Genomic DNA, 20,021 nt, shown 5'->3' with positions numbered 1-20,021 from the left:
AATCTCAAAAACTTGTATCGTAAAAAGGTGTTGTATTGAAAAAATCTACATTTTGTGCGTTTGCATAATCTGAATTTCTCATTTTAAATCTCATAAATTTAGACGTATCATAAACTTCCCATATTGTAAGTTTATTACGACGTCCTGCCTTTGTTTTTAGATCTATTTTGTTTTGTTCTATCATACGCTCTACAATTTCTCGTTCACCTAATCTCATTATTTTACTAGAACTATGACCCTTGTTTATATGGTTAACAATCCAGTAAAAACGGACAGTTCTCTTAGGTAAATTAATTTGCTCTGTGTTTCCTTTGTTCTGGGTTAATGAAACAACTTGTTCAACAACAGTGGCTTGTTTTGGTGTGGTATTAACATTAGCATGATCAAAATATGCGTTAATAAAAGGTTGATGCCTAATTAAAGTGATTAAAACAAGCTTGCCAGGAAGTTTTACTTCAGTTACAAAACGACCTACTGGAATGTTATGAAGCGGAATTTTAATTTTATGATTGCTAACAAGAAATTCTTTGTCAAACTGTGAGTTGAAAATTTGAACCTTAAAAATCGTTTCGTCACTCTCAAGAATCAAACTATCTCCAGTTTTGTTTAGACTGTGATTAAGTCCTTTAGCTCTATAATCTATGTTTTGTATTAAAGTAGATTTTTGGCCATAAGTGCATATAGCAAAAAATAATAAAAGTATCGTAACTCCTTTATTCATAATAAGTAGGTTTTAGTTTTGGGAAACTATATAAATACTAGTTTTTGGGTCTAGTAATTACAAGATCAAAACTAAATACAATACTTATTAAGCCGTTATAAATTAGTTGTGACGCTGATTTTAAAGTTAAATTACAATGTGTTACGACATAATACCTATTATAATGACAAATGGCTAATTTTAAGTTAAGGGTTAAAGAAGTAAATTATAACCTCATTTGAAATGTAGTATTTAGATAAGTTTTAAAGTTAGGTTGAAGATTCTGCTTTAAAATAAGATTGGTCCAAGCTAACCGTTCACGATTAATAATTTCTAATTCCCATACGCAAGGGGCTAATCCGTTTCCAGAAATTTTTTCAAATTCTTTTAAATTGTCATAATTTGTTTTAAATATGTGAGTGTTAAGCATATTACCGCCAACCCACCAATTAATAAGAGAGAATATACCTTCTGTTCCTTCATGAATAATTAAAAATCCCACATGATCATGTTTAGAATTAAAGTCGTTTTTAAGTTCTAACCATTTAGGTAATTTCTCTTTAACATTTCTATAGAACTTAGTGTTACTATTTAGATCATCTTTAGTTATGATGTATATTTTTATAAACCAGTCTCCAGTTTTATAAAGCTCTTTAAATTTTATTAGCCTTGGTTTATAATCTTCCATTTATTACTTAAATATTTGTTTGACCCTTCACTAAGAAATCTTGAAAACTTTTATTTTTTTTGATTATTTAAACTCTTTTTTAAATAGCATCATCATAACATGATCATAATAAATACCATTAACTTTAAGAAAATGTTTTTGAATGCCATATTGCATAAAACCCAGTTTAGTATAAAGCTTTTTTGCACTTGTATTCGAGGCAATTGCATCAATCTCTATTAGTTCAATATCATTAATTTGAAATGCTTCTTCTATGGTCGCTTTTACAATGCTATAACCAATTTGTTGTCCTTGATAATTTGGTTTAACATAAACTTGAATTATTCTTCCTTTATGTGCAACTTTTGTTCTGTTATATCTATTAAAACCTGAAAATCCAATTAAAGAACCTTTGCTAAAGGCACCAATCATAAAATTATTAGTATCCGCATTTGTGATAGAATCATGAAAAAAGAGTTTTTCTTTTTCTTTTTCGTCATCATAATTAGCAGTAAAGTGCATTGGGTAATTTTTTAAACATTGCAATCTTAATTCTCGATAAGAATTTAAGTCAATAGGTTTGAGTTTTCGAATTACTATGTCCAATTTTACTACTAATTTTTATTTCATTTGATAAACAATTTTTCCATCGAATATGGTTATCACTACTTTAGTGTTCAGTACCTGATCCTCTGGTACTGTCATTAAATCTTGATTATAAATTGTAAAATCTGCCAGTTTACCAGCCGTTATTGAACCCTTTATATCTTCTTCAAAAGCTCCATAGGCTGCATCCAATGTATAAGATTTTAGGGCTTGTGCTCTAGTCATTTTTTGTTCAGGTTCATAGCCTCCTTCAGGCATACCTTTTAAGGTTTTTCTACTCACACTAGCATAAAAACTTGCTATTGGGTTTACGGGCTCTACAGGTACATCAGTACCATTTACAATTGGTACTCCGCTTTGCAGTAAATCTTGCCACATATAGGCTCCTTCTTTTATTCGCTTTTCTCCAAGTCGATCAATAGCCCATGGTCTATCGGAAGACATATGAACGGCTTGCATGGCCGGAATAACCTTTAGCTCAGCAAAACGAGGAATATCTTCTGGATGTAAATGTTGCGCGTGTTCTATTCTAAATCTATGATCTTTACTCGATTCTGGATGAGCTTTAAGTGCGACCTCATAACGATCTAATATCTCTCTATTAGCTCTGTCTCCAATTGCATGAGCACATACTTGAAATCCATTTTCTAACCCACTCAAAGCTGTCTCTTGAACAAACTCCATAGGCAGAGTTTCATGACCAAAATGATCAGGTCGGTCTGAGTAAGGTTCTAATAGCCATGCTCCACGAGAGCCTAAAGCGCCATCACAATTTAATTTTACAGACCTTATTGTAAATAAATAATCTTCATCTATCATGATGCCTTTTTCGTACCAATTATTTAATAAATCTTTATCCCAACCTGTTAGCATTGCATAAATTCTCGTGTTCATTTTGCCTTCAGACTTCATTTTTTTATAAAGCTCTATGGTCTCTTTTGGTATACCAGCATCATGGAAACTTGTTATACCATTTTTATGGCAAGCCTTAACTGCAAGTTCAAACGCTTTTATGTCTGTCTCTGTTGTTTTTTCAGGAATATGTTTTGTAATCAAAGTCTGTGCGCGTTCATTAAAAACACCAGTAGGTTTACCAGAAGGATCTACTAACACTTCACCACCTTCTACTTCATATTTTCTAACACCATCTAAAGCTAAATTTTGCAAACCAGCTATTTCCATAGCTTTTGCATTGGCAAAACCAGCGTGTCCACTGGCATGCCTTAAATACACTGGGTTGTCTGGTGAAATCATACTAAGTAGATGATGTGTTTGGAAACCATGCACAGTTTCTGCAGGCATGCTATCCCATTTACTTTGATGCCAACCTCGTCCTGTAATCCATTCTCCAGGTTCAGCATTTTTTACGCGCTCTGCTACTGCATCAACAATAGACTGATAGCTTGTTGTGCTCATTAGATCTAGGTTAAGTTCGTTGTAACCCAATCCCATAAAATGACCATGTCCTTCAATAAGACCAGGTGTCATTGTTTTTCCTTCTAAATTTAAAATTTCAGTTTGCTCATTTTTGTATACTTCCGCTTCTTCTAAAGTGCCAGCAAATAAAATTTTGTTGCCTTTAATCGCAACAGCTTCAACAGTTGCCGATGTGGAATCAACAGTATAAATTGTTCCACCATGTATAAGCATAGTTGCAGAATCTTTTTGAGGATTTGAGCAGGAATAAACAAAGAAGAATAAAGCAGTAATTAAAGGGGTAATAAATTTTAATTTCATAGAGGTTAATTTTAGAGCATTAAATTACAAATAATTAACCTATGGTATATTTAAAATAGCAATCAAAAAATCGTTCTTACATATTTTTTTATTGATTTTTAATATCTAAGGAAATTTTGCGTTTCCAATAGAACTAAAATACGGGGTTGTATTAAATAAAGATGATGTAGTTGAAAAAACATACTCTGGGTTGGCAACTTGCTTTTCCATAAATTTTGCAGTATCATAAACCTCCCAAACAGTAAGTTTATTAAACTTACCTTGTTCAGTATTTACTTCTACTTTATTTTTTTGAATCATTTTTAAAAGCTCTTTGGTAGAGACCAGTTTCATGGATTTATAAGAATTACTGCCGCTATTACTTTCTTGAATAGCCCAATAGAATTTTTCGACATTAGCTTTACTTTTTTTCGATTTCCAATTTAGTAATGACGAAACTCCTTGTTTTTTAGGTTGAGGAGTCGTAACAATATTGTCTTCTTTTGTCTCATTTGTAATTTCATCAAAATCCTTATGTCTTAATAAGGTCATAATTATGCGTTTGTCAACTAATTTTGCTTGTACCACAAGCCTTCCAAGTGGAGTGTCATTTAATGCTATTTTAGCTTTTGTACTATCTATATTAATGGACTTTGTGTAATCTTGATTAAAAATTTCAACGCTATAAATGGTTTTTTTACTTTCAAGGATAAGCGTATCTCCTTCTTTATTTAAATTGTGTTTTAACTCGTTAGCCCTAAAGTTTTTATTTTGTAATAAGGTTGACTTTTGACCGTATAAACCAAATGATAAAATAATAAAAAAGAGTAAAAAATAACTTTTAAACATTCTAATGGATTAATTAAATGTTACTCGTAAATTGAGGAATAGTAACATTAATTTGTAATTTTTTCTAAATTAAAAGAAATATTAGTCCAGTTTATTTTTTACGGCTAATGAGCTTAGCTCTTCGATTAAATGCACAAAAATCTAACTTTTAATTTTTTTTCAGTAAACAAATTCTTTAATCGTATTTAAGGCTGTTGTAAACTAACGGTGTCGCTGTAATAAGGTTCGCTGTTGAATAAATCAGATTTATGAGAATAAATATAATTTGGGTTTATGGTTTGATTTTTCATAAATTGAGTAGTGTTATATACCTCCCAAACGGTTAGCTCATTTAGTTTTCCAGAGACACTATTACGTTCTATTTTATTTTTCTTTATCATCTTGTCTACTGATGCTTGGTCCATTAATTTCATTGTTTTACTAGATCCAAGTTTATTATTGGTTTGATGTATGATCCAATAGAATTTTCTTTTCTTTATTTGGTCTTTAGTTTTACCTCTAGATAAAAGGTTTTCAATACGCATATTTGGTTGCGTTTTTACAGTTTTCAAGTTTTCGTCGAGCATCATACCTTTTCTCTTTACAATGGGTTCATCATTTAAAGTGTTGGTTGCATAATATGAATTTTCTATATCAGTATGTCTAATTAGATTCATCAGAACGACTTTATCTTCTAGTCTAACTTCAATATCAAATTTTCCTACAGGTAAATCAGTAATTACAATTCTTGTTTCAGATGCTTCAATTTTTTCAACTTTTTCGAAGTCTTCATTAAAAATATCAACTTGCAAAATATGCTGTTTACAGGATAAAATTAAACTGTCTCTAGTGCTATTTAGTGTATGTTTTAGTTCTTTTACTTTTGGGTTAAAGTTTTTCAATAAAGTGAAGTTTTGTCCATAACTATTAACGGTCAAAAATAAGAGTAATAATGCGCAGATGTTTCTATACATGATATTTGCGTTTAAATTAGAGGGCTAGAAATATTCTATGTATTCTAAGTAAAATTAAGTTGTAATTGTTTACCAGCTATATTAATAGGATGTTTTGCGATTTTCGTGGATAAGTCACTGACATCAACGATATATGGTAAAAAAATAAGATTTAAAATACTAGTTTTTTGACTATATTCAACTCTATTTTGATTAATTTAGCTTATGCGAAAAATACTATTCGGTGTCATAATTACCTTAATTGTTTTATTTACTTTTAAATATTGTGGAGATAAACAAGAAGAGAAGATTGTGTTAAAAGAAAACACTGCTTTAATACAAGAACAAATTAAAAATGTTGGTAAACTTGTAGTTACAGAAGGTCATTTTAGCGAAGTATTTACTTATAAAAATTCTAAAGCCGTTTTTGGAGATTTATTGGAAGCTAAAAAACAAGCCATAGTTATTGTTAATGCAGATGTCACTATTGCGTACGATTTAAATGAAATCGAATATGAAATTGATGAGTTAACTCAGACACTACGAATAACAAGTCTTCCAGAAGAAGAAATAAAAATCAGCCCAGATTTTGAATATTATGATATTAAGGCTGATTTTTTAAATCAGTTTGAAGCAAAAGACTACAACGAAATAAAAGAAACAGTTAATACATCTTTAATGAAAAAGATTGAAGCTTCAGATTTAAAATCTAATGCGCAAAACCGATTAATAAGTGAGCTATCAAAATTCTTTATTCTAACCAACTCTTTAGGTTGGACTCTAGAATACAATAAAACTCCAGTTGAATCTTTAGAGATCTTGCAGACCTTGAAGTTATAGTTTAGATTGCAAACTTACCCAGCCACCACCATTAATAGCATCAACATTTTTAAGTGTTAAAAATTTGGCTGCTTTGGCAGAACGCACTCCACTTGCACAACATGCAATAATTGGTTTGTTTAGTTTTTTTACTTCGTCGACTCGATTTTTTAATTCGTTTAATGGAATATGAACTGATTTTTCAATATGCCCTGCGTCCCATTCACGTTGCGATCTTACATCTATAATTACAGCACCACTTTTTATATAATCATCTACTTGTTGCTTCTTAGCTCCAAAAATAAAATCAAAAAATCCCATAGCTTCTTTTTTGCTTAAATTTACGAATAATATTAGAGCTCAGTTTTTGAAAATAGAAACACGTAAGGAAGAAATCATTAGAGTTGCAGCCAAGCTTTTTAAAAGTAAAGGCTATAGTGCTGTAACTATGAGAGATTTGGCAAAAGCTATGGATATAAAAGCAGCCAGTCTGTACAACCATATTAGTTCCAAACAGGCTATTTTACAAGACATAGTAATTGCTATTGCTGAAGATTTTACAACTGGTATGCAGAAAATCATGGATAGTGATACAACTTCTATTGGTAGATTAGAGCAAGTTATTGGTTTACACGTAAAAATTGCAACAGAGAATGCAGATGGACTAGCGGCACTAAATACTGATTGGATGCATTTGGAGAATAAACTAGAGTATTATCTAAAACTCAGAAATGATTATGAAGCTAACTATCTTAGAATTATTGAAGCTGGTATTGCTAATAACGAACTAAAATCTGTAAAGCCAGATGTGTTAATGTTTTCGATGCTTTCTACCTTACGTTCGCTTTATTTATGGTTGCCAAAAAAAGAAATTGTAAATCAGCAAGAGTTGACAGAAAGTTTATCTCAAATCCTCATAAAAGGAATTAACAAATAGTTTGCATTTTATTTTATAACTTTGCTCAATAAACTAACAAGTGTTAGTTTGTGATTAGTATAAAATTTATGGCCGATTTTCATAACTTAAGAATAGCAGATATCTACAAAGAAACAGATGATACATCTGTAATTACCTTTGATGTTCCTGATGAATTACAAGAAGAATTTGCATTTCACCAAGGGCAGCATTTAACATTGAAGGCAGATATCAATGATGAGGATGTTCGTCGTTCATATTCTTTGTGTTCAAGTCCAATCGATAAGCAATGGAAAGTTGCAGTAAAGCAAATCCCCGGTGGTAAATTTTCAACCTTTGTCAATGAAGACCTAAAAACAGGAGATACTTTAGAGGTTATGGCACCGAGCGGTGTTTTTGGTGTAGAGTGCCAGCCTGAAAAAGCTAAAAATTATTTATTCTTTGCAGCTGGTAGTGGTATTACACCTGTACTATCAATGGTAAAAACACATTTAGAAGCCGAACCAAATTCTACTTGTAAACTCTTCTATGTTAATAAGACAGCAAAATCTATTATCTTTAAGGAAGAGCTAGAGCAACTGAGAAATACCTATTTTGGAAGATTCGAAATCTATTACTTCTTAACAAAAGAGAAAAGAGATATCGAATTATTTAATGGCCGTTTTGATGAAGAGAAAATGAAGGTTTTGACCAAAACTTTTATTGATATTCCGGATACCAATGAGGTGTTTTTATGTGGACCAGAGAAGATGATAAACTTTGTAAGTGACTATTTAGTTGATGCAGGTTTGTCAAAAGATTTAGTCCATTTCGAATTATTCGTCAAAGGATTGTCTGAAGAAGATATCAAACGCGCAGAGCGTTTAGCACAGCAAAATGTTGAAGGAACGGAAGTAACTATTGTAGATGGAGGAAAAGAATTCTTATTCACCATGACCAAAGAGTTTGATAATATCTTGGATGCAGCACTAGATGCAGGAGCAGATTTACCATTTGCATGTAAAGGTGGAGTTTGCAGTACCTGTAAATGTGAGGTTAAAGAGGGTGAAGTTGAAATGAAAATCAACTACGCTTTAGATGAAAAAGAAGTAAGTCAAAATCTGGTATTAAGTTGTCAGGCAGTGCCAACAACTGATAAGGTTGTTGTAGATTTTGATGTTTAAAATATATTGAAAAAGAAAAATTAACTCGCTTGTGGTCAAAAGCCAACAGCTAAAAGCTAAAAACAATGAGTGAAGAACAAATTAGAAGTTTAGAAAGACAATTTGATGAGCGTATCGCTCGAGACGAAAAAATCGAGCCAAAAGATTGGATGCCAGAAAAGTATCGTAAAACGCACATTCGTCAAATGTCGCAACACGCACATTCCGAAATTGTAGGGATGTTACCAGAAGGAAACTGGATTACAAGAGCACCTTCGTTAAGACGTAAAGTTGCTTTATTAGCAAAAGTACAAGATGAAGCAGGTCATGGATTATACTTGTATTCTGCGACAGAAACTTTAGGTATTTCTCGTGAAGAAATGTATGAGCAATTACATACAGGAAAAGCAAAGTATTCTTCAATATTTAATTACCCAACAATCACTTGGGCAGATATGGGTGCTATCGGATGGTTGGTTGATGGTGCAGCGATTATTAATCAAGTACCATTGTGTAATACGTCATACGGACCATATGCTAGAGCCATGATTCGTGTGTGTAAAGAAGAAAGTTTTCACCAACGTCAAGGTTTTGAAATCATGATGAAATTAGCCAACGGAACACCTGAGCAAAAAGATATGGCGCAAGATGCTTTGAACAGATGGTGGTGGCCAAGCTTAATGATGTTAGGACCAACCGATGATGTTTCAGTTCACACTGAGCAATCTATGAAATGGAAGTTAAAGCGTAAATCTAACGACGATTTACGTCAGCAGTTCATTGACCAAACAGTTCCACAAGCAGAATTAATTGGATTAACAATTCCAGACCCAGATTTAAAATGGAATGAAGAACGAGGCAGTTATGATTTCGGTGAAATTGACTGGGATGAGTTTTGGCAAGTTGTGAAAGGTCATGGGCCAATGAATAAAGAACGTATGAAAGCTAGAGTTGGTGCGTGGGAACGTGGTGAATGGGTCAGAGATGCAGCAATGGCACACGCAGAGAAAAAAGCTGAAAGAAAACAAAAACAAGCAATATAAATTTCCTGTAAGGTTTTTAAAACCTTATAGATATATTCAAAAGATATGGGAGATAAAAAGAATTGGCCACTTTGGGAGATTTTCGTCCGAAGTAAAAACGGATTAGAACACAGGCATTGTGGTAGTTTACATGCTGCGGATTCTGATATGGCGCTCGAAAATGCACGCGATGTATACACAAGACGAAACGAAGGCGTGAGTATTTGGGTAGTAGAATCAATGCATATTACTGCGTCTAACCCTGAGAACAATGGTGAACTATTTGAGCCAGCACAAGATAAGGTATATCGCCACCCAACTTTTTATGATTTACCAGACGAAGTAAAACACATGTAATGAAAAACGAAAACTTATACAATTACATATTAGGTATTGCAGACAATAGTTTAATTCTTGGACAAAGAATGGGCGAGCTTTGCGGACATGGACCAAGTTTGGAGACAGACATCGCATGTACCAATATCTCATTAGATTTATTTGGGCAAGTACGTAGTTATTTTCAATATGCGAGTAAGATTGCTGGAGATGGAAGAACAGAAGATGATATTGCAATGCTTCGTAAGGAACGCGAATACAAGAATGTATTATTGGTAGAACAACCAAATACAAGCTTTGCATATACTCTTGGACGACAATTTTTATTTGATGTGTATCATTTGGCATTTTTAAAAGAGCTTCAGAAAAGTACAGATTTAACATTATCAGCAATTGCAAATAAATGCGTGAAAGAGGTGAGTTATCACGAACGTTTTTCCTCGGATTGGATTAAGCGCTTAGGTGATGGTACCGATGAGAGTAAAGAAAAGATGCAAGAAGCAATCAATGATTTATGGGCTTACACTGATGAGTTATTTCATCAAACAGATGCCGATAAAGCGGTCGTTTCTCAAAGAATTGGAGTAGATGTGACAAAACTTAAAGATGCTTATTATAGTCAAGTTTCTCAAGTGCTAGAGGAAGCAACATTGCAAGTGCCGGAATCTAAATACTTTCAAAAAGGTGGAAAGCAAGGAATTCATACTGAACATTTAGGATATTTATTAAGCGATTTACAATACATGCAGCGTACATATCCTAATATGGAATGGTAGTATGATAAGTACGGAACAAAATATAGACGAGAGATTACTGTCAATACTGGAACAGGTTTCAGACCCTGAAATTCCAGTTTTGTCTATCATGGACATGGGTGTTGTGCGTTCTGCTATTTTTGTTAACGGTCTTGTGAAAGTTGAAATCACACCAACTTATAGCGGCTGTCCTGCAATGGATGTCATTGGTGATGATATTAAAAAAGCATTAAAAGAATCTGGATATGAATCTGAAATTGATTTAATTTTATATCCAGCTTGGACAACAGATTGGATTACACCAAGAGGTCGTAAAGCGTTAGAAGATTACGGAATAGCAGCGCCTTTAGAAGCAGAAGCAGACAAAGATGTGTTGTTAGAAGGAAAACGATTGGTAAAGTGTACTAATTGCGCATCAAAAAATACAAGATTAGTAAGTCAGTTTGGTTCCACAGCATGCAAAGCACAGTTTCAATGCGATGATTGCCAAGAACCTTTTGATTATTTTAAGTGTTTGAAATGATTGTCATTCCTGCGAAGGCAGGAATCCACAAATAAAGAAAAATATGAATAAAAGCATTCAGCTTAAAATTGAAAATAAAGTAGCACACATTACGCTAAATAGACCAGAAGTATTTAATAGCTTCAATCGAGAGATGGCTTTAAGTCTTCAATCTATTTTAGACAATTGTGAGGTAGATTCAGAAGTTAGAGCAATTGTACTAACAGGAAATGGAAAAGCCTTTTGTGCTGGTCAAGATTTAAAAGAAGTTACGGATCCAGAGTTAAATCCTGGATTTAAAAAAATATTAGAAGAACACTACAATCCTATCATTACAAGAATACGTTCCATTAAAAAACCAATTATTGGAGCTGTAAATGGTGTTGCTGCAGGTGCTGGAGCAAATATTGCCTTAGCTTGTGATATTGTTGTTGCGCATGAAAAGGTGAGTTTTATTCAAGCCTTTAGTTTAATTGGTTTAGTCCCAGATAGTGCTGGAACCTTCTTTTTACCGCGTTTAATAGGCTTTCAGAAAGCACAAGCCTTAGCGATGTTAGGTGATAAGATTTCAGCAGAAGAAGCCGAAAAAATGGGAATGATTTATAAATCTGTTCCTCTCGAAGAATTTGAGGAAACGATCTCTAAATTGGCAATTAAGTTGGCCAATATGCCAACTAAGGCCTTAGGTTTAATTAAAGAATTATTTAATAAGTCAATGACTAATACTCTAGAAGACCAATTGGCTTTAGAGTCTAAGTTACAAATTGAAGCAGCAAGTAGTAATGATTATGCAGAAGGCGTTGCAGCATTTATAGAAAAACGAAAACCAAATTTCAAAGGCAACTAATTGACTAAAGAAACCCTCATAGAAGTTCATAATAGAATAAAGCCATTTATTCACAAAACACCTGTATTAAGTTCAAGCTTGATAAATGAAATGGTAGGTGCCAATATTGTGTTTAAATGTGAGAACTTTCAAAAAATGGGAGCCTTTAAAATGCGTGGAGCAGCCAATGCAATTCTATCGCTTTCAGAAGAAGAAAGACAACGTGGAGTGGTAACACATTCTTCAGGAAATTTTGCACAAGCCGTATCATTAGCAGCTCAGAAATTAGATGTAAAGGCGTATATCGTAATGCCAGAAAATGCACCTCAGGTTAAAAAGAATGGTGTAAAAACTTACGAAGGTGAAATCATAGAATGTGAATCTACACCTCAAGCTAGAGAAGCAACGGCAAATAAAATAAAAGAAGAAAAAGGAGCATCTTTTTTGCATCCATCAAATCAAGATGAGGTGATTTATGGCAACAGTACAGCTGCTATGGAATTGCTTGAGGAATATCCAGAATTAGACGTAATTTTAACACCAGTTGGTGGAGGAGGTCTTATTGCAGGTACTGCTTTAGCTGCCCACTATTTTTCTAACAATTGTAAAGTCATAGGTGGCGAGCCAATGGAAGCAGATGATGCGTATCGCTCATTGATTTCTGGTCAAATAGAAACAAATGATAGTTTCCATACCGTTGCAGATGGCTTAAGAACACATTTAGGTGATCGTAATTTTCCGATTATTCAAAAGCATGTCGATAAGATTATCCGTGTTGAAGAAGACGAAATTGTAAATGCAATGCAACTCATTTGGGAACGAATGAAGATTATTATAGAGCCTTCATGCGCTGTGCCTTTTGCAGCAGTTTTGAAGAATAAAGAAGAATTTAAAAATAAAAACGTCGGAATCATTTTTTCTGGCGGTAATGTAGACGTTAAAAATTTACCGTTTTAATATAAAACTATGAACGTAGGAATTATAGGTTCAGGAACAATGGGAAGTGGTATTGCACAAGTTGCTGCGACTGCTGGTTGTAAAGTAAAATTATACGATACTAATCAATCGGCTTTAGATAAAGCTAAAGCAAGTCTTGAGAAAATCTTAAATCGATTAATCGAAAAAGGAAGAATTGATACTACTGAAAAAAATAGAATTCAGTCAAACCTTAGTTATGTCGATAACTTAAAAGATTTATCTGATTCTAATTTAACAATTGAAGCGATTATAGAAAATCTAGATATTAAGAAAAAGGTGTTTTCAGAATTAGAAAGTTATGTTGCTGATGATTGCATCATAGCATCAAACACCTCTAGTTTATCAATTGCATCTATAGCAGCATCTTTAGAAAAACCAGAACGCTGTGTTGGAATTCATTTTTTCAATCCAGCGCCTTTAATGAAACTGGTTGAGGTGATTCCTGCAATTCAAACATCTGAAGCTGTCCTTCAGAAGTCCATTGATACGATTTCAGACTGGAAAAAAGTAGTCGCAGTTGCTAAAGACACACCAGGCTTTATTGTCAATCGTGTGGCAAGACCATTTTATGGTGAAGCTTTAAGAATCTATGAAGAAGGTATTGCAGATTTTGCAACTATCGATTGGAGTTTAAAAACTATTGGAGGCTTTAGAATGGGACCATTTGAATTAATGGATTTCATCGGAAATGATGTCAATTACACAGTGACCGAAACCGTGTTTACTGCTTTCTATTTCGATCCAAGATACAAACCAGCATTTACACAGAAGCGTTTTTCTGAAGCAGGTTATTTAGGGCGTAAATCCGGAAAAGGGTATTATGACTATGATGACAACGGAAGGATAATTGGAAGCCTAGATGTCACCTCGAGCGCAGTCGAGAGGTCTCTGGCTGAAAAAATATTCAATCGTGTTTTAGTGATGTTGATTAATGAAGCTGCAGATGCCTTATTTTTAAATATAGCTTCAGCAGAAGATATCGATAATGCCATGACTAAAGGTGTTAACTATCCTAAAGGGCTATTAGCTTGGGCAGACGAAATTGGAATTAGCAAATGTGTTGATGCTTTAGATAGATTGTATGACGAGTACCATGAAGACAGATACCGTTGCAGTCCATTATTGCGTAAAATGAATAGAGAACATAAAGTATTTTTTTAAATGAAAGGCGAACAAATTCCATATAAAATGTTGAGTCAAGATGCCTTCAGTCAATGGTTGGGTATTGAAATTTTAGAATGTGAGATTGGTCGCTGTAAGTTAGGCATGACGATTAGAAAAGATATGCTTAATAGCATGAATAAAGCTCATGGTGGAATCAGTTATTCGTTGGCAGATACAGCATTTGGATTTGCCGCAAATACACATGGGAAGTATGCGGTTTCAATAGAGACTAGTATTAATCATATTGAGGCATTAGATGAAGGTGATGAGTTGGTGGCAGAATCTGTGATTGAAAAAGTAAATAATAAATTAGGATTCAATATCGTCCAAGTAAAGCGCGGTGATGAATTAGTTGCACTTTTTAAGGGTGTAGTTTATAGAACTCAAAAAGATTGGGAAGAATGAAAGAAGCATACATAATAGATGGAATAAGAACACCAATAGGAAATTATAAAGGCACCTTATCCGCTGTTCGTACAGACGATTTAGGAGCGTTAGTTATTGCGGAAGTTGTAAAACGTAACCCAAACATCCCAAAAGAAGCATATGATGATGTCATTATGGGTTGTGCAAACCAAGCAGGTGAAGATAACCGAAATGTCGCACGTATGTCATCTTTATTAGCAGGATTATCATTTACAGTGCCTGGTGAAACAGTCAACCGTTTGTGTAGTTCAGGATTATCAGCAATTATTCATGCAAATCGTGCTATAAAAGCAGGAGATGGAGACGTTTTTATTTCTGGTGGAGTCGAGAATATGACAAGAGGACCATACGTTATGGCAAAACCATCAACAGCATTTGGAGGTGATTCTAAAATGTACGATTCTACATTTGGCTGGCGTTTTGTGAACCCTAAAATGCACAAATTGTACGGAACTGACGGCATGGGTGTTACGGCAGAAAATCTAGTTGAGAAGTATAATATCTCTCGAGAAGATCAAGATAAGTTTGCGTATTGGAGCCAAATGAAAGCAACCAAAGCCCAAGAAAAGGGTCGTTTAGCAAAAGAAATCGTGACTGTAGAAATACCACAACGGAAAAAAGATCCAATTCAATTTTCAAAAGATGAATTTGTTAAGCCAAATACATCGTTAGAAGTTTTAGGGAAATTAAGAGCAGCATTCAAGAAAGAAGGAGGAAGTGTAACAGCAGGAAATTCATCAGGATTAAATGATGGTGCAGCAGCTACAATAATCGCTTCAGAAGATGCTGTAAAAAAGTATAATTTAAAACCATTGGCCAGAATTGTAAGTTCTGCTGTGGTTGGTGTAGAACCAAGAATAATGGGAATTGGTCCTGTGCAAGCATCAAATAAAGCACTAGAAAAAGCTGGATTAACTATGGATGATATAGATATCATAGAGTTAAATGAAGCATTTGCTGCACAAGCCTTAGCATGCACTAGAGCTTGGGGAATTGCAGATGATGATCCAAGATTAAATCCAAATGGAGGTTCGATTGCTATTGGTCATCCATTGGGTGTAACAGGAGCGCGAATAGCGTATTCAGCAGCTTTAGAATTACATGAACAGAATAAAAGATATGCATTGGTAACAATGTGTATTGGTGTTGGTCAAGGTTATGCAGCAATTATAGAACGCGTTTAATTATGGAAAAAATACAACATTACGTTCAAGGCAATTGGACTACAGGAAAAGAAGAAGGAACGCCAATATTAGACGCTGTCTCAGGTGAAGCATTCACAAGCGTTGCTATAGAAGGATTAGATATTCCTGAAATTCTAAACTACGGACGCACCAAAGGAGGCGAAGTACTTCGTAAAATGACATTTCAAGAGCGTGGAAACATGCTTAAAAGTTTAGCGTTATATCTTACCAAAAGAAAAAATGCGTTCTATGATTTAAGTTATAGAACTGGTGCTACTAAAGTTGATAGTTGGATTGATATTGAAGGAGGATTCGGTAACTTATTTGCTAATGCATCCTTAAGAAAATTATTCCCAAATCAACCCTATCATGTAGAAGGAGATGCCATTGATTTATCCCGTGGAGGACGTTTTATGGCACATCATATTATGGTGCCTAAAAAAGGAGTTGCAGTACATATCAACGCCTTCAATTTCCCAGTATGGGGAATGTTAGAAAAATGTGCAGTGAATTGGATGGCTGGAGTGCCAGCTGTAGTCTTACCTGCACCTTCATCGTCATATTTAGCAGAAGCAGTAGCTAAAGAAATTATTGCTTCAGGTATTTTACCTGAAGGAGCGCTTCAAATTATAAACGGAACAGTTAAAACAATTTTAGATACAGTTGAATCTCAAGATGTAGTAACCTTTACAGGTTCTGCACAAACAGGTCGCTTGCTAAAAGCGCATCCAAGATTAATTCAAGAATCTGTACCATTCACTATGGAAGCCGATTCATTAAATGCATCAATTTTAGGGGAAGATGCAGTGCCTGGAACACCAGAATTTGACTTATTTATCAAAGAAGTCAGAAAAGAAATGACGGTTAAAGCTGGTCAAAAATGTACGGCGATAAGGCGAATCATAGTACCAGAGAACTTAGTTGAAGATGTTCAAATTTCATTAGAAAAAGCATTAGATAAAGTAACAATTGGTGATCCAAGACTTAAAGAAGTTAGAATGGGTTCTTTAGTAAGTCGACAGCAAGTACAAGCGGTGAGAAATTCAGTTAACGATTTAGCTAAAGAAGCTCAAATCGTCTATGGTGATTTGGATAAAATTGAAACCATTGGAGCTGATGCTAAAAAAGGGGCTTTTATTAGTCCGATTCTATTAAGAGCAGATCATCCTTTTCAAAATACTGTAATCCATGAACGTGAAGCATTTGGTCCAGTGAGTACCATTATGCCATATAAAAGTTTAGACGAAGCTATTACACTTGCTCAAATGGGTAAAGGATCATTGGTATCTTCAATTGCAACTAACGATGATAAAATTGCTAAAGACTATGTGGTCAATGCGGCATCTCATCATGGTCGTATTTTAGTACTCAATAGAGAAAGCGCTAAAGAAAGTACAGGACATGGTTCGCCATTACCTTATTTAGTGCATGGTGGTCCTGGACGCGCTGGTGGAGGTGAAGAAATGGGAGGTATGCGTGGTATCAAACACTATTTACAACGTACAGCAATTCAAGGGTCACCAACAACGATTACAGAGATTACTGGTATTTACCAACAGAATGCAAAATATAAGGAAGCAGAACAGCATCCTTTTAAATACCATTGGGAAGACATTGAGACTGGAATATCTATGAAAACCCATAAGCGTACCATAACAGATACTGATATTATTGGTTTTGCAAATATTACTTGGGATCATTTCTATGCACACACAGATATTACATCCTTAGATGGAAGTATTTTCGAAAAAAGAACAGCACATGGTTATTTTATAATTTCGGCTGCAGCAGGATTATTTGTGCATCCAAATAAAGGACCAGTATCTGCAAATTATGGATTAGAAGAATGTAGATTCCTTCGTCCATTATATCATAATGATACCATTTATGTACGATTAACATGTAAACAAAAAATTGATCGTGATGTAGCTTCGGCTGAGCATCCAAGTGGCATTGTAAAATGGTTTGCAGAAATCTTTGATGCTGATGACGAATTAGTGGCATTAGCGACCGTATTGACTATGGTTCAGAAGAAGCAAGAAACATTTATAGAGATGACTACTGAAAAAATTGAGGAATGTTTAAGTCAGCTTTCAGAAGACACAAAACCACAATGGGGAATTATGACGCCTCAACACATGCTAGAGCATTTAGAATATACCTATAAAATTGCATCAGGTGAAATTCAAGATTTTGAAATTTCAACACCAGAAAAGATTTTGGAGAAAGTAAAAAACAGTTTGTGGAACTATAATAAGTTTCCTCAAAATTCTCAGTTTCCTTTGTTAGAAAAGGACACGCTAGATGAATTAAAACATGAAGATTTTGCAACAGCGCTTGAGAAATTTAAAGTACAACGTGAAGCTTATTTAGAATATTTTAAAGAACATCCAGATGCCACATTATCTAATATGGTATTTGGCGAATTAAATAGATATGAGTGGTATTTAATGGAGCGAAAGCATTTAAATCATCACTTTGAACAATTTGGATTAATATAACATGACAAAACCATACGTTAAACAAACGATAGAAAACGAAGTAGGTTACATAGAATTTTTTCATCCTGCACATAATTCTCTACCAGGAGATATACTAGCAAAATTGGCTAATACTATTAGTGAAGCTGGGGAAAATGATGCTATTAAAGTGATAGTTCTGAAGAGTGGTGGAGACCGCACGTTTTGTGCAGGTGCAAGCTTTAAAGAATTAATTAATATCAATGATGCTGAGACAGGAAAAGTGTTCTTTTCAGGTTTCGCAAACGTTATTAATGCCATGCGTAAATGTCCCAAATTTATCATAGGACGTATCCAAGGAAAAACCGTTGGTGGTGGAGTAGGATTGGCGGCTTCTACCGATTATTGCATGGGAACAAAATTCGCAGCCATTAAGTTAAGTGAATTAAATATCGGAATTGGACCTTTTGTTGTTGGACCAGCCATTGAACGTAAAATGGGATTAAGTGCTATGTCGCAAATTGCCATTGATGCTAATTCTTTTTATCCTGCAGAATGGGCTAAACAAAAAGGCTTATTTACGCATGTTTATGAAAGTACTGAAGAACTTGATGAAGCTGTTAAAACAACTGCAGAGCATTTATGTACTTACAATACGGAAGCCATGTTAGAAATGAAAAAAGTATTTTGGAAGGGTACAGAGGATTGGGACGAACTTTTAGCAGAAAGAGCCCAAACAAGTGGACGATTAGTATTGTCAGAGTTTACAAAGGAGAAATTAAAAGGTTTTAAATAAAATGATATACAGTTTCAAAGGATTTACACCAGTTGTTCACGAAAGTAGTTTTGTGCATCCTTTAGCCGCAGTAACGGGAAATGTTATTATTGGTAAAAACTGTTATGTAGGTCCTGGAGCTGCAATTCGTGGTGATTGGGGACAGATTATTTTAGAAGATGGTGTTAATGTGCAAGAGAACTGTACAGTACATATGTTTCCTGGTAAATCAATTACACTAAAAGAAAGTTCGCATGTTGGACATGGAGCTATTATTCATGGTGCAAATTTGGGTAGAAATTGCCTTATTGGTATGAATACAGTTATAATGGATGATGCTGAAATTGGTGATGAATCTATTATTGGAGCAATGGCTTTTGTAAAAGCTGAGACTATAATTCCAAAACGCAGTTTGGTTGTTGGTAATCCAGCAAAAGTTGTTAAACAAGTGAGTGACGAAATGATAGCTTGGAAAACAAAAGGCACTGGGCTTTATCAGCAATTGCCTGCTGATTGCCATGAATCGTTAAAGGCAGTTGAGCCACTTAGAGAAGTGCCGGAGGAAATGAAAGTTCAGGATGATGTTTATAAAACCCTAAGAGAGACTTTTAAAAAGTAATTATATTAAATCCTACTTAAATCAATCTCATTAGTTTCTTTTCCGGTAGATAGGGTTATCAAACTTTGAACATTTCCTAAATAGGGTAGCAGTGTTAATTTAGACATAATGAAAGTTTCATAAGCTTCAATGTCTTCAACGACTAATTTTAGTAGGTAATCAAAATTTCCACTTACACGATGACATTCTACAATCTCAGGAAAATTATTAATTTCTTTTACAAATTTTTCTAAATAGCTTCGAGTATGACCTTGTAAAGTGATACCAATAAAAACGGTTAGTTTTAATCCTATTTTTTTATTGTCTAAAACAGCAACATACTTTTTAATATAACCCTCTTGTTCTAATTTTTTAATACGTTCAAAAACAGGGGACGTCGTCATTCCTAGCTCTGTAGCTATGCTTTTTGTTGTACGATTACTGTCTTTTTGCAGTAAAGCGAGTATTTGAGTGTCTATTTTGTCAAGACTATGAGCCATAAGAATATTATATTTTTAATCACTGTAAAATTAAGCATAAAAAGAATATAAAACTTTTTTATTATTCTTTTACAGAATGAAATTCTTATTATGATTATTTTTAAAGTTAATTAAGGTTGAAAAATTCTATATAACTTATCTTTATTTCT

Annotated in this window: 23 protein-coding genes; 15 read left to right on the top strand and 8 right to left on the bottom strand. The window is 34.0% G+C overall.

All coding sequences use genetic code 11. The features are described 5' to 3' along the window. Positions 1-4 precede the first annotated feature (4 nt). From ACFWU4_RS14265 to ACFWU4_RS14240, 6 genes are all read right to left on the bottom strand, one after another. Complete coding sequence (locus tag ACFWU4_RS14265) at positions 5-721, bottom strand: hypothetical protein (RefSeq protein WP_411129052.1); 717 nt, start codon at positions 719-721, stop codon at positions 5-7. Positions 722-926: 205 nt separating this feature from the next. Beyond that, the gene (locus tag ACFWU4_RS14260; RefSeq protein ID WP_411129050.1) at positions 927-1,388 is read right to left on the bottom strand and encodes a hypothetical protein; all 462 of its coding nucleotides are present in this window, start codon (positions 1,386-1,388) and stop codon (positions 927-929) included. 63 nt (positions 1,389-1,451) lie between these two features. Next, on the bottom strand, positions 1,452-1,973 hold the full coding sequence (locus ACFWU4_RS14255; protein ID WP_411129048.1) for a GNAT family N-acetyltransferase: 522 nt from the start codon (positions 1,971-1,973) through the stop codon (positions 1,452-1,454). Between the two features lie 15 nt (positions 1,974-1,988). After that, a complete protein-coding gene (locus ACFWU4_RS14250; RefSeq protein WP_411129046.1) occupies positions 1,989-3,710 on the bottom strand; it encodes an amidohydrolase in 1,722 nt (573 codons plus the stop codon). Between the two features lie 105 nt (positions 3,711-3,815). Then, entirely contained in the window at positions 3,816-4,538 is a 723-nt protein-coding gene (locus ACFWU4_RS14245) for a hypothetical protein (protein WP_411129044.1), read from the bottom strand. Between the two features lie 185 nt (positions 4,539-4,723). Then, positions 4,724-5,491 (bottom strand): hypothetical protein, encoded by a 768-nt coding sequence (locus ACFWU4_RS14240; protein ID WP_411129042.1) that lies wholly within the window; start codon positions 5,489-5,491, stop codon positions 4,724-4,726. 204 nt (positions 5,492-5,695) lie between these two features. Between ACFWU4_RS14240 and ACFWU4_RS14235 the strand changes: the two genes are divergently transcribed. Next, positions 5,696-6,310: a DUF4230 domain-containing protein gene (locus tag ACFWU4_RS14235; RefSeq protein WP_411129040.1), complete on the top strand. Its 615-nt coding sequence runs from the start codon at positions 5,696-5,698 to the stop codon at positions 6,308-6,310. Here ACFWU4_RS14235 and ACFWU4_RS14230 read toward each other — a convergent pair. After that, a complete protein-coding gene (locus tag ACFWU4_RS14230) occupies positions 6,305-6,610 on the bottom strand; it encodes a rhodanese-like domain-containing protein (protein WP_411129038.1) in 306 nt (101 codons plus the stop codon). The two genes, ACFWU4_RS14235 and ACFWU4_RS14230, sit on opposite strands and share 6 nt — an antisense overlap. Before the next feature lie 46 nt (positions 6,611-6,656). On the opposite strand from ACFWU4_RS14230, the gene ACFWU4_RS14225 reads away from it, so the two are divergent. The 14 genes from ACFWU4_RS14225 (at position 6,657) to ACFWU4_RS14160 (ending at position 19,393) form a co-directional block, all read left to right on the top strand. After that, positions 6,657-7,226, top strand: a complete 570-nt coding sequence (locus ACFWU4_RS14225; protein WP_411129036.1) for a TetR/AcrR family transcriptional regulator — start codon at positions 6,657-6,659, stop codon at positions 7,224-7,226. A gap of 68 nt (positions 7,227-7,294) precedes the next feature. Then, positions 7,295-8,368 carry a 2Fe-2S iron-sulfur cluster-binding protein gene (locus ACFWU4_RS14220; RefSeq protein WP_411129339.1) on the top strand — a complete coding sequence of 358 codons (1,074 nt, stop codon included), beginning with the start codon at positions 7,295-7,297 and terminating at the stop codon, positions 8,366-8,368. A 65-nt stretch (positions 8,369-8,433) separates the two neighbouring features. Continuing rightward, positions 8,434-9,390 carry a 1,2-phenylacetyl-CoA epoxidase subunit PaaA gene (paaA, locus tag ACFWU4_RS14215; protein ID WP_411129035.1) on the top strand — a complete coding sequence of 319 codons (957 nt, stop codon included), beginning with the start codon at positions 8,434-8,436 and terminating at the stop codon, positions 9,388-9,390. 45 nt (positions 9,391-9,435) lie between these two features. After that, positions 9,436-9,726: a 1,2-phenylacetyl-CoA epoxidase subunit PaaB gene (paaB, locus tag ACFWU4_RS14210; RefSeq protein WP_411129033.1), complete on the top strand. Its 291-nt coding sequence runs from the start codon at positions 9,436-9,438 to the stop codon at positions 9,724-9,726. Then, the gene (gene paaC / locus ACFWU4_RS14205; protein WP_411129030.1) at positions 9,726-10,481 is read left to right on the top strand and encodes a 1,2-phenylacetyl-CoA epoxidase subunit PaaC; all 756 of its coding nucleotides are present in this window, start codon (positions 9,726-9,728) and stop codon (positions 10,479-10,481) included. The genes paaB and paaC overlap by 1 nt, the downstream gene beginning before the upstream one ends. 1 nt (position 10,482) lies before the next feature. Further along, the gene (gene paaD / locus ACFWU4_RS14200) at positions 10,483-10,983 is read left to right on the top strand and encodes a 1,2-phenylacetyl-CoA epoxidase subunit PaaD (protein WP_411129028.1); all 501 of its coding nucleotides are present in this window, start codon (positions 10,483-10,485) and stop codon (positions 10,981-10,983) included. A gap of 43 nt (positions 10,984-11,026) precedes the next feature. After that, entirely contained in the window at positions 11,027-11,809 is a 783-nt protein-coding gene (locus tag ACFWU4_RS14195; protein ID WP_411129026.1) for an enoyl-CoA hydratase-related protein, read from the top strand. Continuing rightward, positions 11,810-12,745, top strand: coding sequence for a pyridoxal-phosphate dependent enzyme (locus ACFWU4_RS14190; protein ID WP_411129024.1), 936 nt, complete (start codon positions 11,810-11,812; stop codon positions 12,743-12,745). A 9-nt stretch (positions 12,746-12,754) separates the two neighbouring features. Continuing rightward, positions 12,755-13,927 (top strand): 3-hydroxyacyl-CoA dehydrogenase NAD-binding domain-containing protein, encoded by a 1,173-nt coding sequence (locus ACFWU4_RS14185; protein ID WP_411129022.1) that lies wholly within the window; start codon positions 12,755-12,757, stop codon positions 13,925-13,927. After that, on the top strand, positions 13,928-14,335 hold the full coding sequence (locus ACFWU4_RS14180) for a PaaI family thioesterase (RefSeq protein ID WP_411129021.1): 408 nt from the start codon (positions 13,928-13,930) through the stop codon (positions 14,333-14,335). Further along, complete coding sequence (gene pcaF, locus ACFWU4_RS14175) at positions 14,332-15,540, top strand: 3-oxoadipyl-CoA thiolase (protein ID WP_411129019.1); 1,209 nt, start codon at positions 14,332-14,334, stop codon at positions 15,538-15,540. The genes ACFWU4_RS14180 and pcaF overlap by 4 nt, the downstream gene beginning before the upstream one ends. A 2-nt stretch (positions 15,541-15,542) precedes the next feature. Next, positions 15,543-18,041: a phenylacetic acid degradation bifunctional protein PaaZ gene (paaZ, locus tag ACFWU4_RS14170; RefSeq protein WP_411129017.1), complete on the top strand. Its 2,499-nt coding sequence runs from the start codon at positions 15,543-15,545 to the stop codon at positions 18,039-18,041. 1 nt (position 18,042) lies between these two features. Further along, positions 18,043-18,795, top strand: coding sequence for an enoyl-CoA hydratase/isomerase family protein (locus ACFWU4_RS14165; protein ID WP_411129015.1), 753 nt, complete (start codon positions 18,043-18,045; stop codon positions 18,793-18,795). A 1-nt stretch (position 18,796) separates the two neighbouring features. Next, entirely contained in the window at positions 18,797-19,393 is a 597-nt protein-coding gene (locus ACFWU4_RS14160) for a transferase hexapeptide repeat family protein (protein ID WP_411129013.1), read from the top strand. Positions 19,394-19,398: 5 nt separating this feature from the next. Here the strand turns inward: ACFWU4_RS14160 and ACFWU4_RS14155 are convergent, their stop codons facing one another. Further along, complete coding sequence (locus ACFWU4_RS14155; protein WP_411129011.1) at positions 19,399-19,872, bottom strand: Lrp/AsnC family transcriptional regulator; 474 nt, start codon at positions 19,870-19,872, stop codon at positions 19,399-19,401. Between the last annotated feature and the right edge of the window lie 149 nt (positions 19,873-20,021).

It is taken from the genome of Winogradskyella sp. PE311, assembly GCF_046545555.1.
Lineage (GTDB): Bacteria > Bacteroidota > Bacteroidia > Flavobacteriales > Flavobacteriaceae > Winogradskyella.
The sequence above is the reverse complement of the archived record's forward strand: the minus strand, read 5'-3'. Positions and strand labels throughout refer to the sequence as shown.